Genomic DNA, 14,413 nt, shown 5'->3' with positions numbered 1-14,413 from the left:
CACTACATCGGGAACACCGTCCCCGTCCGTATCGGGACAGACTATGGGTTGCAAGAACAAGGCGATACCGTGATTGACATCATCCTCAGTACTATAGAATTGTAATCGGGTAGCAGCAGTACGCGACGACCACTCGTAGTTTTCAGCATTATTGATATCATCGGCCATAGTGTTCTCTACGAAATAGTTGGTTCCCGTGTTTCCGGAAACGATTCCTGAAGGGATGTTGGCCACGAAGTCGTATTCGGTGCCATCAAGCGCGATGATCCCATCCCGTTCACCCGCCGACAAGCCAAAGGAATGATCGGCCTTTACCATGACCGGAATGGATCCTGAAAAGGTAAATTCAATAGGAAAACCATCACCGACCACAAAAGATCCATTGTTCCTTACACTTGCGTTGGAAACACTTATCAACACGCTCCCCGCGGGCAACCCCCATTTACTACTGATATCGACATCGATCGCTGAAAGGCTGCCATCGAATACCGCGGATGGAAAGCCAAACTCAATCGGATTGATCCGAACGAAGTTGGCTGGTGTACAATCCGTCATCATCGGTATCGCCGCGGTATCCGTCGGCAGAGGCTGACTCTTGTCAGTGGATTTTTGATTCGTATTTACGGTAAATGAAGTCAGTATAGTGAGCATCAAAACTGCCAGTGTTCCCAGGCTCCAGGAACCACTATTCATAAAACTTGATCTATTGTCCATAAATGATAGTTTTTCATTAAACATATCACCATGGCAAGCGTAGGTAAATTTGCCGATTCGGGTTCAATCGCAAAACTGCAAGATATCCATATTTTGGGCGATATCATGCTGTGCATAATTAGGTTTTATTCACATAACATCCCATTTTAATCGATTAAGTGTCGGCTTTTCAATGCTGTTCTGAACAGCTTTCCCATTCACTTGCAAGAATTGACAGTTCACCGGGTATATTAACATGAAAAATAGTACAGCTAAATTGAAAAAGTTGTTATTCGACCGAAAACAAATCGGAATACTGTTAACAACTTCCCTTTCAAGAATCAAGGATGACGACAGGTCAAGATCTCTTATTTTTGCTCAAATTTTTTTAATAGATGGATTTTGAAGCGGAAATCGCGCGTCGCAGGACCTTTGGTATTATCTCACACCCGGATGCCGGAAAAACCACGTTAACGGAAAAGCTATTGCTTTTCGGTGGGGCGATCCAAGAGGCAGGTGCGGTAAAAAGCAATAAGATCAAAAAATCGGCTACCAGTGATTTTATGGAGATCGAACGCCAACGTGGTATCTCAGTAGCCACTTCGGTACTGGCCTTTATTTATAAAGACAAGAAAATCAACATCCTGGATACCCCGGGACACAAGGATTTCGCTGAGGACACCTTTCGCACCTTAACCGCGGTCGACAGTGTGATCGTGGTCATCGATGTCGCCAAAGGGGTTGAGGAACAAACCGAAAAACTGGTCGAGGTTTGCCGGATGCGCAATATTCCGATCATTGTTTTTATCAACAAATTGGACCGGGAAGGGAAAGACGCTTTCGACCTTTTGGATGAAGTCGAGCAGAAACTTTCGCTTTCGGTCGTTCCGTTGAGTTTTCCTATCGGGATGGGCTACGACTTCAAGGGAATCTATAATATTTATGAAAAGAACATCAATCTTTTCAGCGGCAACAACAAACAGCAGATCGAGGATGCGATCGCCTTCGATGATCTAGACGATCCGAAGTTGGATTCGATCATTGGAGACGATGCCGCCGAATCGCTCCGTGAAAACCTAGAGCTCGTTTCAGGCGTTTATCCGGATTTCGATAAGCAAGCCTATCTCGAGGGCACCCAGCAACCTGTATTTTTCGGATCGGCCCTGAACAATTTCGGGGTACGCGAATTGTTGGATTGTTTCATCGATATCGCCCCTCCTCCCCGGCCTAAAATGGCTGAAGAGCGTTTGGTCAAAGCGGACGAGCCCGACTTTTCAGGATTCGTATTCAAGATCCACGCGAATATGGATCCCAAACACCGGGATCGCCTGGCCTTTATAAAAATCGTATCGGGCACCTTCGAAAGAAACGTGCCTTACCTGCATGTCAGGCATGCCAAAAAATTGAAGTTTTCGAGTCCGAATGCCTTCTTTGCCGAAAAAAAGGAAATCGTTGATGTTTCCTATCCCGGTGATATCGTTGGCCTGCACGATACGGGCAACTTCAAGATCGGAGACACGCTCACCAAAGGGGAGCAATTGAATTATAAGGGCATCCCCAGTTTTTCACCCGAACACTTCCGCTATATCAACAATGCCGACCCGATGAAAGCGAAACAGTTGGCAAAGGGCATCGATCAGTTGATGGACGAAGGTGTGGCCCAGCTTTTTACCCTCGAATTGAATGGCAGGAAAATCATCGGAACCGTTGGGGCCCTCCAATACGAGGTCATTCAATATCGACTTGAGCATGAATATGGGGCGAAATGCACCTATGAAAACTTTCCGGTGTATAAGGCCTGTTGGGTCGAGTCCGGGGACAATGAGGAAGAATTCAAGGAATTCAAACGGGTCAAACAAAAATTCCTGGCTACCGATAAGCATGGCCAATTGGTCTTTTTGGCCGACTCGTCATTTTCATTACAGATGACCCAGCAAAAGTACCCTTCGGTTACCCTACATTTTACTTCAGAGTTCGACTAGGAACCCTATTCGGTTCAGGCTTCGCCGGTAGGGCCGAAATTCAAAGGGATGGGGGGTTGCTCGTAATCCTTGATCGTGCCATGCGCCTTTTCGAAACGGCTCACATTGTCGTTCAAGGCCTTCAAGAACTTTTTGGCGTGTTGGGGGGTCAAAACGATGCGGCTCTTCACCTTGGCTTTAGGGGCACCGGGCATCATACTGATGAAGTCGACCACGAATTCGGAAACCGAATGGTTGATGATCGCCAAGTTGGAATAGGTTCCTTCAGCGGTCTTTTCATCAAGTTCGATATTGATCGATTTCTGTTTTTTCTCTTCTGACATGATGATATAAGGCATTAAAAAAGCCCTGACCAGGGTCAGGGCTTTTCACTATGTTTCGGTATTAAAACTTAAACTCCTCTTTGCGGGCCATGATTTCATCATACTCTTCTTTCGAGCCCACAATGATGTTGTCGTAATCACGCATCCCGGTTCCTGCTGGGATTTTGTGTCCGACGATCACATTTTCCTTGAGACCTTCAAGTGTATCGACTTTACCGCTTACCGCAGCTTCGTTCAATACTTTGGTCGTCTCTTGGAAGGAAGCCGCCGAAATGAACGACTTGGTCTGCAACGACGCCCTGGTGATCCCTTGAAGGATTGGGGTTGCCGTAGCAGCCACCGCATCCCTGGCGGTAACCAGGTTCTTGTCGGCACGCTTCAACAGTGAGTTTTCATCACGAAGTTCACGGGCGGTAATGATCTGACCTGCTTTCAAGTTATCGGATTCACCGGCATCTTCGACTACTTTCTTTCCGTAGATCTCATCGTTCTCACGGATGAAGTCGTCTTTATGCACCAATTGGTTCTCCAAGAAAATGGTATCACCCGCATCTTGGATACGTACTTTACGCATCATCTGGCGAACGACCACTTCAAAGTGCTTGTCATTGATCTTCACCCCTTGCAAACGGTATACTTCCTGTACTTCGTTCACCAAGTATTGTTGAACGGCTGAAGGTCCTTTGATCGCCAAGATGTCCTCAGGTGTGATCGAACCGTCAGACAATGGCATACCGGCACGAACGTAATCGTTCTCCTGAACCAAGATCTGATTAGACAATTTCACCAAATACTTCTTGATCTCACCCAACTTTGACTCGATGATGATCTCTCGGTTACCTCTTTTGATCTTCCCGAAAGATACTACACCGTCGATTTCGGAAACGACCGCAGGGTTCGATGGGTTACGCGCTTCGAAAAGCTCGGTCACCCTTGGAAGACCCCCTGTAATATCACCGGCCTTGGCCGATTTTCTTGGGATCTTGACCAACGTCTTACCTTCTTTGATCTTCTCATTGTCATCGACCATGATGTGCGATCCGACAGGTAGGTTGTACGAACGCAAGGTCTCTCCTTTGCCGTCTTTGATCAAAAGGGTCGGGATCAACTTCTTGTTCCTTGATTCGGAGATTACCTTTTCTTGGAAACCGGTCTGTTCGTCGATTTCAACCTGATAGGTCACCCCTTGCTCAATATTCTCATAGGCGATCTTTCCAGTAAATTCGGAAACGATGACCCCGTTGTATGGATCCCATTTACAAATCACATCACCTTTCTTGATCTTGGCGCCGTTCTTGATGAACAGTTGTGAACCGTAAGGAATGTTATTGGTACTCAATGTAATACCGGTCTTCTCATCGACTACTTTGATTTCCGAAGTCCTAGAGATGACGATATTGGCCTTACCACCTTCGCCGTCTTCACCGACTACGGTGCGCAAATCTTCGATTTCGGCAACACCGTCGAATTTGGCTTCCAATCGGTTTTCTTCAGAAATGTTACCGGCGATACCCCCAACGTGGAAGGTACGCAGCGTCAGCTGGGTTCCTGGCTCACCGATGGACTGGGCTGCGACCACACCGACGGCTTCCCCCCGTTGTACCATTTTATTGGTAGCGAGGTTACGACCGTAACACTTGGCACAGATTCCTTTCGGGGCCTCACAGGTCAATGGCGAGCGTACTTCGATCTTATCGATCGGAGCGGCCTCGACTTTCTTGACCTCGGCCTCGGTGATGTGCTGGCCTGCGGCCAACAACAACTCTTCGTTCAACGGATTGTAGACGTCATGTAAGGATACACGACCTAAAATTCGCTCTCCAAGGGTCTCCACCACCTCTTCGTTCTTCTTCAAGGCTTGGACCTCGATACCACGTAAGGTGCCGCAATCTTCGATATTGATGATCACATCTTGCGATACATCGACCAAACGACGGGTCAAGTAACCTGCATCAGCCGTTTTCAAAGCCGTATCGGCAAGACCTTTACGGGCACCGTGGGTCGAAATAAAGTATTCCAAGATCGAAAGTCCTTCCTTAAAGTTCGAAAGGATCGGGTTTTCGATGATCTCACCCCCACCGGCTGTTGATTTTTTCGGTTTGGCCATCAAACCACGCATACCGGTCAACTGACGGATCTGTTCTTTCGAACCCCTTGCACCGGAATCCAACATCATGTACACGGAGTTGAAGCCCTGTTGGTCTTCACGGATTCGCTTCATGGCCAATTCGGTCAACATGGCATTGGTCGATGTCCAAACATCGATGACCTGGTTGTACCGTTCGTTGTTGGTGATCAATCCCATGTTATAGTTCATCATGATCCCATCGACCTGTTCGTTGGCGTCAGCGATCATTTCGTGCTTTTCTTGCGGGATGATGATATCCCCTAAACTGAACGACAAGCCGCCTTTGAAAGCGAACTGGTACCCCATGGTCTTGATCTTATCCAAGAAGGCTGCGGTTCGCGGCACATCGGTTACGGCCAAAATATCGCCGATGATGTTCCGCAACGCCTTTTTGTTCAATACGGTGTTGATGTAACCGGCTTCTTCCGGCACCACGGTGTTGAACAATACCCTACCGACGGTAGTGTCGATGATTTGGTATACCAATTCACCGGCCTCGTTGAAATCCTTCACACGGACCTTGATACCGGCATTCAATTCCACTTGTTTTTCATTGAAGGCGATCTGTACCTCCTCAGGGGAGTAGAACGTCAAGCCTTCCCCTTTTACCTTGACCTCTTCGGTCGACACGCGTTTCTTGGTCATGTAGTACAAGCCCAAGACCATATCTTGCGAGGGTACGGTAATCGGTGACCCGTTGGCCGGGTTCAAAATGTTCTGTGAAGCGAGCATCAACAACTGGGCTTCCAAAATCGCCTCAGGGCCCAATGGAAGGTGCACCGCCATTTGATCCCCATCGAAATCCGCGTTGAATGCGGTACAGGCCAATGGGTGAAGGCGGATCGCCTTTCCTTCGATCAATTTCGGCTGGAAAGCCTGGATTCCCAATCGGTGTAGCGTGGGGGCCCGGTTCAATAAGACCGGATGGCCCTTGATCACGTTATCAAGGATGTCCCAAACCACGGGCTCTTTCTTATCGATGATCTTTTTCGCCGATTTCACCGTTTTCACGATTCCCCTCTCGATCAATTTCCTGATCACGAAAGGCTTGTAGAGCTCGGCGGCCATATCTTTTGGCAGACCACATTCGTATAGGTTCATTTCCGGACCGACGACGATGACCGAACGTGCCGAGTAATCGACCCGTTTCCCCAATAGGTTTTGACGGAAACGTCCTTGTTTTCCTTTAAGGGAATCGGAAAGTGATTTCAACGGTCGGTTCGATTCCGTTTTAACGGCAGAAGCCTTTCTGGTATTATCGAACAATGAATCGACCGATTCTTGCAACATCCGCTTTTCGTTCCTCAAGATCACCTCAGGTGCCTTGATCTCCATCAAACGCTTCAAACGGTTGTTACGGATGATCACCCTTCGGTACAGATCGTTCAAATCGGAAGTCGCGAAACGGCCCCCATCCAATGGCACCAATGGGCGCAATTCCGGTGGAATGACCGGGATGACCTTCATGATCATCCACTCGGGCCTGTTTTCCCTATTGTCTTGTGATTCGCGCAAGGCCTCGACTACTTGAAGTCGCTTCAAGGCTTCGGTCTTACGTTGTTTTGAAGTTTCGGTATTCGCTTTGTGGCGCAATTCGTAAGAAAGCTGCTCCAAATCGATACGGCCCAAAAGGTCGATCAAACACTCCGCTCCCATTTTCGCGATGAACTTGTTGGGATCGGAATCTTCCAAGTATTGGTTCTCGGCCGGAAGGGTCTCCATGATGTTCAGGTACTCCTCTTCGGTCAAGAAATCCATTTTGTTGATCTCTTCCCCTTCGGCGCCTTTGGCGATACCGGGTTGGATGACCACATAACGTTCGTAATAGATGATCATGTCCAATTTCTTGGATGGAAGACCAAGGAGGTATCCGATCTTGTTCGGAAGCGAACGGAAATACCAGATATGGGCCACCGGAACGACCAAGTTGATGTGACCTACACGATCGCGCCGTACTTTCTTTTCGGTCACTTCCACACCACAACGATCACAAACGATACCGCGATAACGGATACGCTTGTACTTTCCACAGGCACATTCGTAATCCTTGACAGGACCGAAAATACGCTCGCAGAATAGCCCGTCACGCTCAGGTTTGTGCGTTCGGTAATTGATGGTTTCAGGTTTCAAGACTTCACCCCTTGATTCTCCTAGAATGGCTTCAGGAGAGGCAAGGCCAATTGAAATCTGGTTGAACCTTTTTGGTGTGTTATTATCTTTTAATCTAGCCATGATGCTATAAAGATGAAAATGTTAAATATGTTCTCTTACAAATAGTCTTGCAACTATAATTTACTCTTCCAATCGGATATCCAAGCCCAAACCTTTCAGTTCGTGCATCAATACGTTGAAAGATTCTGGCAAACCAGGTTCTGGCATGGTCTCTCCTTTGACGATCGATTCGTAGGTCTTCGCCCTACCGATCACGTCATCGGATTTCACGGTCAAGATCTCACGGAGGGTAGAAGACGCCCCATAGGCCTCCAATGCCCACACTTCCATCTCACCGAATCGCTGTCCACCGAACTGCGCTTTACCACCAAGTGGCTGTTGCGTGATCAATGAGTACGGTCCGATCGATCTGGCGTGCATCTTATCATCGACCATGTGGCCCAATTTCAGCATGTAGATCACCCCTACCGTCGCAGCCTGGTCGAAACGCTCTCCGGTACCACCGTCGTATAGGTGGGTATGGCCGAATCGCGGTACACCGGCTTCATCGGTGAAGGAATTGATCTCATCCAAGGTCGCCCCATCGAAAATCGGTGTGGCGAATTTCTTCCCTAGGTTTTGACCGGCCCAACCGAGAACGGTCTCATAGATCTGCCCGATGTTCATCCGTGATGGTACCCCTAGTGGGTTCAACACGATATCGACCGGGGTACCGTCTTCCAAGAAAGGCATATCTTCTTGTCTGACGATACGCGCTACGATACCTTTGTTACCGTGGCGGCCTGCCATTTTATCACCAACCTTCAGCTTGCGCTTCTTGGCGATATACACTTTCGCCAACTTCATGATCCCTGCCGGCAGTTCGTCACCGACCGAAATCGTGAACTTATCGCGACGCAAGTTTCCTTGAAGGTCGTTCAATTTGATCTTATAGTTGTGCAACAAGTCGGCCACCATGCTGTTGGTACCGTCATCGGTCGTCCAGCTTCCGCCTACCAAGTGGGCGAAATCGTCGACCGCGTTCAACATTTTGATCGTATACTTCTTACCTTTTGGCAATACTTCCTCCCCAAGGTCATTGATCACCCCTTGTGAGGTCTTGCCATTGATCATGGCAAAGAGTTTCTCGATCAAGACATCCTTGAGTTGTTGGAATTTCACCTCGTATTCCATCTCCAATTTCGAGATCGCCTCTTTGTCTTCGGAGCGCTTGCGCTTATCCTTGATCGACCTAGAGAACAATTTCTTGTCGATGACCACCCCGCGAAGCGAAGGTGAGGCCTTTAGCGAGGCATCTTTCACATCACCGGCCTTATCACCGAAAATGGCGCGAAGGAGTTTTTCTTCCGGTGTTGGATCTGATTCCCCTTTCGGAGTGATCTTACCGATCAAGATATCACCCGGCTTGACTTCGGCCCCGATACGGATCATACCGTACTCATCGAGATCCTTGGTCGCTTCTTCCGAAACGTTGGGGATGTCATTGGTCAACTCCTCGGCCCCTAGTTTGGTATCACGAACTTCCAAGGCGTATTCATCGATATGGATCGAGGTGAAGATATCTTCACGTACTACCTTTTCGGAAATCACGATCGCATCCTCGAAGTTGTATCCTTTCCAAGGCATGAAGGCCACCTTCATATTCCGGCCCAAGGCCAATTCGCCTTTTTCGGTCGCATAGCCTTCACAAAGGACCTGTCCTTTCTTGACCTTATCGCCTTTTCTGACGATCGGCTTCAGATTGATGCTTGTTCCTTGATTCGTCTTACGGAACTTGATCAGGTTGTAGGTTTTGAAATCTTCTTCGAAACTGATCAATTTCTCTTCTTCGGTTCGGGTATATTTGATGGTGATCTTTTCAGCATCAACGTACTCGACCACACCATCTTCCTCTGCATTGATCAATACCCTTGAATCGGTCGCAACTTGACGCTCCAATCCGGTACCGACGATCGGTGACTGTGGGCGCAACAACGGAACGGCCTGGCGCATCATGTTCGATCCCATCAATGCCCGGTTCGCATCATCATGCTCCAAGAATGGGATCAAGGAGGCTGAAATCGATGCGATTTGGTTCGGTGCGACGTCGGTGTAATTCACTTCCGAAGGATCCACTACCGGGAAATCGCCTTCTTCACGAGCAATGACCTTATCCCTATCGATGGCGCCATCTTTCTTCAACGGAATGTTCGCTTGGGCGATTTTCATTCCTTCTTCTTCCTCTGCGCTCAAATAAGTAAATTCCTTCGTATCGACCTTACCGGATTCCACCTTGCGGTATGGCGTTTCCAAGAAGCCCATTGGGTTTACCTTGGCAAATACCGAAAGGGAAGAAATCAAACCGATATTCGGACCTTCAGGGGTCTCGATCGGACACAATCTTCCATAGTGGGTGTAGTGTACGTCACGAACCTCGAAACCGGCCCGCTCACGTGACAACCCACCAGGGCCCAATGCCGATAGTCTTCGCTTGTGCGTAATCTCGGCCAAGGGGTTGGTCTGATCCATGAACTGCGACAACTGGTTGGTACCGAAGAACGAATTGATAACCGAAGACAAGGTCTTGGCATTGATCAAATCGATCGGGGTAAATACTTCGTTATCACGAACGTTCATACGCTCACGGATGGTTCTTGCCATACGGGCCAAACCGACACCGAACTGCTGTGACAATTGCTCCCCTACGGTACGAACACGGCGGTTCGACAAGTGATCGATATCATCGATCTCCGCTTTGGAGTTGATCAATTCGATCAAGTATTTGATAATGGTGATGATATCTTCCTTGGTCAAGACTTCCTTGTCCATTCCGATATCCAATCCCAATTTTTTGTTCATCCGGTAACGTCCTACTTCTCCAAGGCTATAGCGTTGATCAGAGAAGAAGAGCTTATCGATGATACCCCTTGCGGTTTCCTCATCGGGCGGCTCGGCGTTACGCAATTGACGGTAGATGTGCTCGACCGCTTCTTTTTCGGAGTTGGTCGGGTCTTTCTGCAGCGTATTGTGGATGATCGCGTAATCAGACTGTGAATTGTTTTCTTTGTGCAACAACACCGTCTTTACATCCGCATCGATGATCTCATCGATGTGTTCTTTTTCCAATACGGTGTCACGATCCAAGATGATCTCGTTCCTTTCGATGGAAACGACCTCACCGGTATCTTCGTCCACAAAATCCTCATGCCAAGTGTTCAATACCCTTGCGGCCAATTTTCGACCCAAAACTTTCTTCAATCCGGCTTTGGAAACCTTGACTTCCTCAGAAAGGTCGAAGATTTCCAAGATGTCCTTGTCGCGTTCGAAGCCAATGGCCCGGAACAAGGTGGTCACCGGTAATTTTTTCTTTCGATCGATATAGGCGTACATCACCGAGTTGATATCGGTCGCGAATTCGATCCATGACCCTTTGAAAGGAATGACCCGTGCAGAGTACAGCTTGGTCCCGTTCGCGTGGAAGGATTGACCGAAGAAAACCCCAGGGGAACGGTGCAACTGTGAAACGACGACACGTTCGGCACCATTGATTACGAAGGTACCGCTTGGGGTCATGTAAGGAATGGTCCCCAAATACACATCCTGTACGATGGTCTCGAAATCTTCGTGCTCTGGATCGGTACAGTATAATTTCAAACGTGCCTTGAGCGGAACGCTATAGGTCAACCCCCTTTCGATACATTCTTGGATGGTATATCGTGGTGGATCGATGAAATAATCCAAAAACTCAAGTACGAATTGGTTTCTGGTATCGGTAATCGGAAAGTTTTCCATGAAGGTATTGTACAAACCTTCGTTGCCTCTTTCGTCAGATTTTGTCTCAAGTTGGAAAAAGTCTTGAAAGGACTTAATCTGAATGTCCAAGAAATCCGGGTATTCCGGTATGTTCTTAGCGGATGCAAAATTTACTCTTTCAGTCTGTTTTGTGAACATCTATGGACAATTTTTGATAGTGAATTCTCTAGGGGTGGCATGCGCCGAAACATGCTGCTATATAAACAGGCTAAGGTCTAACCCACCAATGGTGGAAAAGACCTTAACCCTAATGTATCAATGGATGCTATTATTTAAGCTCAACTTCCGCTCCTGCTTCTTCCAATGATTTTTTGATACCTTCAGCTTCATCTTTGGAAACAGCTTCCTTCACTGCTTTTGGTGCGCTGTCAACGATCTCTTTGGCATCTTTCAAGCCAAGACCAGTCAATTCTTTCACCAATTTAACAACAGCCAATTTCGAAGCACCGGCCGCTTTCAAAATAACATCGAACTCGGTTTTCTCCTCAGCAGCGTCTTCACCACCACCGGCAGCGGCACCGCCACCAGCAACGGCTACTGCAGCAGCTGCAGGCTCGATACCGTATTCTTCTTTCAATATGTCGGCCAATTCATTCACCTCTTTTACGGTAAGGTTGACCAACTGTTCTGCAAAATCTTTTAAATCTGCCATTTTTCTATCGTTTAATGAAATTCTTAAATTATAATTTATTTAGTGCGTACGTGATTATTTCTCGGACAAGGTTTTAAGGATACCCGCGATTTTGCCACCACCGGACTTCAAGCCGGAGATAACGTTTTTCGCCGGAGATTGAAGTAGACCGATGATATCGCCGATGACCTCCTCTTTGGACTTGATGTTCACAAGTGCCTCAAGGTTTTCGTCACCGATATAGACGGCTTCTTCGATAAAGGCCCCTTTCAATACGGGCTTATCCGATTTCTTTCTAAAGTTCTTGATAAGTTTCGCAGGGGCGTTTCCTGTTTCGGAAAGCATCAAGGAGGTATTCCCCTTCAATACTTCAGGAAGATCCCCGAATTCCTTATCAGAAGCTTCCATTGCTTTTGCAAGCAAGGTGTTCTTAACTACTGCCAATTTAATGTTGGCCTTGAAGCATGCCCTTCTCAAATCGGAAGTGGACACAGCGTCCAAGCCAGAGATATCGGCCAGATAAATATTGGTATTATCGGCCAATTGGACAGTCAAATCTTCAATTACAGTTGCTTTTTCTTCTCTTGTCATTGTTTCAATTTTGGACTATCCGTTATTAAACTGCTTTCGGATCCAATGGAACGCTAGGACTCATGGTGCTGCTCAAATAGATGCTCTTCATATACACCCCTTTGGCGGCGGCAGGCTTCATCTTTACCAATGTATCGATAAGCTCCTTGGCGTTTCCGGCGATTTTATCGGCCGAAAAAGACGCTTTTCCGATAGCGGCGTGAACGATTCCGGTCTTGTCGACCTTGAAATCGATTTTACCTCCTTTAACATCGGCGACAGCTTTGCCCACTTCCATGGTTACCGTTCCTGTTTTTGGGTTTGGCATCAGACCACGCGGACCCAAAATCCGACCTAGGGGACCTAATTTCCCCATAACGCTTGGCATGGTGACGATAACGTCAACATCGGTCCAACCGCCTTTGATCTTATCCAAATATTCATCCAACCCGACGAAATCGGCTCCAGCCTCCTTGGCTTCCGCTTCTTTGTCTGGGGTCACCAAGGCCAAAACCTTTACATCTTTACCGGTACCATGGGGCAGGGTCACTACACCACGGACCATTTGATTGGCTTTTCGCGGGTCAACCCCTAGACGAACGGCCAAATCGATCGATGCATCGAATTTTACGTTGGTTATTTCTTTAACTAGTGCAGAGGCCTCGTCTAAGGAATACAGTTTATTCCTATCTATCTTGGCGTTCGCCTCCTTTTGCTTTTTAGTCAATCTTGCCATTTGAAATTGCTTTAAGATTCTTAAAAAGGTCTTTTACCAGCGACTTTCAATCCCATGGATCTCGCCGTACCAGCAACCATACTCATTGCCGACTCGACGGTAAAGGCATTCAAATCGACCATCTTGTCTTCGGCGATCTGCTTGACTTGATCCCAGGAAACCGATCCTGATTTCACACGGTTAGGTTCGCCCGATCCTTTCTTGATCTTTGCTGCTTCCATCAATTGCACGGCCGCCGGAGGTGTTTTGACGACAAACTCAAACGATTTGTCTTTGTACACGGTGATCACTACAGGCAAGACTTTACCTTGCTTGTCTTGGGTCCTGGCATTGAATTGCTTACAGAACTCCATGATGTTGACACCGGCAGCACCTAAGGCGGGTCCGACCGGTGGCGATGGATTCGCGGCACCTCCCCTAACTTGTAATTTAACTACCTTATCTACTTCTTTTGCCATTGTTTCTAATTAATGTGAAATTGTATCAAGTGGAAGCAACACAATTTCGATATATGTAACAGCTCTTCTTAAACTTTTTCTACTTGCATATAGCTCAACTCCAATGGGGTCTTTCTACCGAAGATCTTCACCATAACCTCGAGCTTACGCTTTTCTTCATTGATTTTCTCAACGGAACCATTGAATCCGTTGAAAGGTCCGTCGATGACCTTGACCGTTTCGCCCAAGACGAACGGTATGGCCACATTGTCGGTATTGACCGCCAACTCATCGACCTTACCTAACATCCTATTGACCTCCGCCTTGCGCAATGGCACGGGATCCCCACCTTTGGTCTCACCCAAAAACCCGATTACGTTGGTAATCGATCGGATAATGTGGATCATTTCGCCGCCCAAATTGGCCTTGATCATAATGTAACCAGGAAAGTAGGTACGCTCTTTATTGATCTTCTTACCGTTTCGGATCTGAACGACCTTTTCGGTCGGAACCAAGACTTCTTCCAAGTAGTCGGCAAAACCATGACGTTCTACCTCACTTTCGATATAGCCTTTGATCTTGTTTTCTTGACCACTGACCGCTCGGACTACATACCATTTCTTTTCCAACACTTCCGACATGGCCTAACCGATTAGATTATCAAAGTACAACTTGATCAACTTACTGAAAACGGTATCGACACCCCAGGTCGCCAAGGCGAACAAAATGGAGAAGACCGCTACCACAACCATGAGATTCGATGCCTGTTCCCTGTTCAACCAAGTCACATTGTTCTTCAATTCTTCCCAAGATTCCTTTACGTAAGTCAACATATCACTACTTTTCTTTACTGGCACGGGAGGAGAGACTCGAACTCCCGACACCTGGTTTTGGAGACCAGTGCTCTACCAACTGAGCTACACCCGTTTATAATTACACTTAAAGGTAT

At 47.5% G+C, this 14,413-nt stretch carries 11 protein-coding genes and 1 tRNA gene; 1 reads left to right on the top strand and 11 read right to left on the bottom strand.

The features are described from left to right. The coding region (locus ABV409_RS16070) for a hypothetical protein (protein WP_353878643.1) at positions 1 to 714 on the bottom strand (714 nt) is incomplete at its 3' end. A 374-nt stretch (positions 715 to 1,088) separates the two neighbouring features. Between ABV409_RS16070 and ABV409_RS16065 the strand changes: the two genes are divergently transcribed. Next, positions 1,089 to 2,675, top strand: coding sequence for a peptide chain release factor 3 (locus ABV409_RS16065; protein WP_353878642.1), 1,587 nt, complete (start codon positions 1,089 to 1,091; stop codon positions 2,673 to 2,675). Positions 2,676 to 2,689: 14 nt separating this feature from the next. On the opposite strand, the gene ABV409_RS16060 is transcribed toward ABV409_RS16065, so the two are convergent. The 10 genes from ABV409_RS16060 to ABV409_RS16015 form a co-directional block, all read right to left on the bottom strand. Then, positions 2,690 to 2,998: a DUF3467 domain-containing protein gene (locus ABV409_RS16060; RefSeq protein WP_353878641.1), complete on the bottom strand. Its 309-nt coding sequence runs from the start codon at positions 2,996 to 2,998 to the stop codon at positions 2,690 to 2,692. Between the two features lie 61 nt (positions 2,999 to 3,059). Beyond that, positions 3,060 to 7,358 (bottom strand): DNA-directed RNA polymerase subunit beta', encoded by a 4,299-nt coding sequence (rpoC, locus tag ABV409_RS16055; RefSeq protein WP_353878640.1) that lies wholly within the window; start codon positions 7,356 to 7,358, stop codon positions 3,060 to 3,062. 60 nt (positions 7,359 to 7,418) lie between these two features. Then, a complete protein-coding gene (gene rpoB / locus ABV409_RS16050; protein WP_353878639.1) occupies positions 7,419 to 11,228 on the bottom strand; it encodes a DNA-directed RNA polymerase subunit beta in 3,810 nt (1,269 codons plus the stop codon). Positions 11,229 to 11,358: 130 nt separating this feature from the next. Further along, the gene (rplL, locus tag ABV409_RS16045) at positions 11,359 to 11,742 is read right to left on the bottom strand and encodes a 50S ribosomal protein L7/L12 (RefSeq protein WP_353878638.1); all 384 of its coding nucleotides are present in this window, start codon (positions 11,740 to 11,742) and stop codon (positions 11,359 to 11,361) included. A gap of 54 nt (positions 11,743 to 11,796) precedes the next feature. Continuing rightward, a complete protein-coding gene (gene rplJ / locus ABV409_RS16040) occupies positions 11,797 to 12,312 on the bottom strand; it encodes a 50S ribosomal protein L10 (protein ID WP_353878637.1) in 516 nt (171 codons plus the stop codon). Positions 12,313 to 12,337: 25 nt separating this feature from the next. Further along, positions 12,338 to 13,027: a 50S ribosomal protein L1 gene (gene rplA / locus ABV409_RS16035; protein WP_353878636.1), complete on the bottom strand. Its 690-nt coding sequence runs from the start codon at positions 13,025 to 13,027 to the stop codon at positions 12,338 to 12,340. 20 nt (positions 13,028 to 13,047) lie between these two features. After that, entirely contained in the window at positions 13,048 to 13,485 is a 438-nt protein-coding gene (gene rplK, locus ABV409_RS16030) for a 50S ribosomal protein L11 (protein WP_353878635.1), read from the bottom strand. Between the two features lie 68 nt (positions 13,486 to 13,553). After that, positions 13,554 to 14,105 carry a transcription termination/antitermination protein NusG gene (gene nusG / locus ABV409_RS16025; RefSeq protein ID WP_353878634.1) on the bottom strand — a complete coding sequence of 184 codons (552 nt, stop codon included), beginning with the start codon at positions 14,103 to 14,105 and terminating at the stop codon, positions 13,554 to 13,556. 3 nt (positions 14,106 to 14,108) lie between these two features. Next, complete coding sequence (gene secE / locus ABV409_RS16020) at positions 14,109 to 14,297, bottom strand: preprotein translocase subunit SecE (protein ID WP_353878633.1); 189 nt, start codon at positions 14,295 to 14,297, stop codon at positions 14,109 to 14,111. Positions 14,298 to 14,315: 18 nt separating this feature from the next. Next, positions 14,316 to 14,391: transfer RNA gene (locus tag ABV409_RS16015), tRNA-Trp, on the bottom strand. Positions 14,392 to 14,413 lie beyond the last annotated feature (22 nt).

Source organism: Flagellimonas algarum (assembly GCF_040513375.1).
GTDB classification, from domain to species: domain Bacteria; phylum Bacteroidota; class Bacteroidia; order Flavobacteriales; family Flavobacteriaceae; genus Flagellimonas_B; species Flagellimonas_B algarum.
The sequence above is the reverse complement of the archived record's forward strand: the minus strand, read 5'-3'. Positions and strand labels throughout refer to the sequence as shown.

What these genes read in the sequence shown, in the direction of transcription:
- rplA (WP_353878636.1), bottom strand. Translation starts at nt 13,027, where the DNA reads ATGGCAAGATTGACTAAAAAGCAAAAGGAGGCGAACGCCAAGATAGAT.
- rplL (WP_353878638.1), bottom strand. Translation starts at nt 11,742, where the DNA reads ATGGCAGATTTAAAAGATTTTGCAGAACAGTTGGTCAACCTTACCGTA.
- rplK (WP_353878635.1), bottom strand. Translation starts at nt 13,485, where the DNA reads ATGGCAAAAGAAGTAGATAAGGTAGTTAAATTACAAGTTAGGGGAGGT.
- nusG (WP_353878634.1), bottom strand. Translation starts at nt 14,105, where the DNA reads ATGTCGGAAGTGTTGGAAAAGAAATGGTATGTAGTCCGAGCGGTCAGT.
- rpoB (WP_353878639.1), bottom strand. Translation starts at nt 11,228, where the DNA reads ATGTTCACAAAACAGACTGAAAGAGTAAATTTTGCATCCGCTAAGAAC.
- rpoC (WP_353878640.1), bottom strand. Translation starts at nt 7,358, where the DNA reads ATGGCTAGATTAAAAGATAATAACACACCAAAAAGGTTCAACCAGATT.
- rplJ (WP_353878637.1), bottom strand. Translation starts at nt 12,312, where the DNA reads ATGACAAGAGAAGAAAAAGCAACTGTAATTGAAGATTTGACTGTCCAA.
- ABV409_RS16060 (WP_353878641.1), bottom strand. Translation starts at nt 2,998, where the DNA reads ATGTCAGAAGAGAAAAAACAGAAATCGATCAATATCGAACTTGATGAA.
- secE (WP_353878633.1), bottom strand. Translation starts at nt 14,297, where the DNA reads ATGTTGACTTACGTAAAGGAATCTTGGGAAGAATTGAAGAACAATGTG.
- ABV409_RS16065 (WP_353878642.1), top strand. Translation starts at nt 1,089, where the DNA reads ATGGATTTTGAAGCGGAAATCGCGCGTCGCAGGACCTTTGGTATTATC.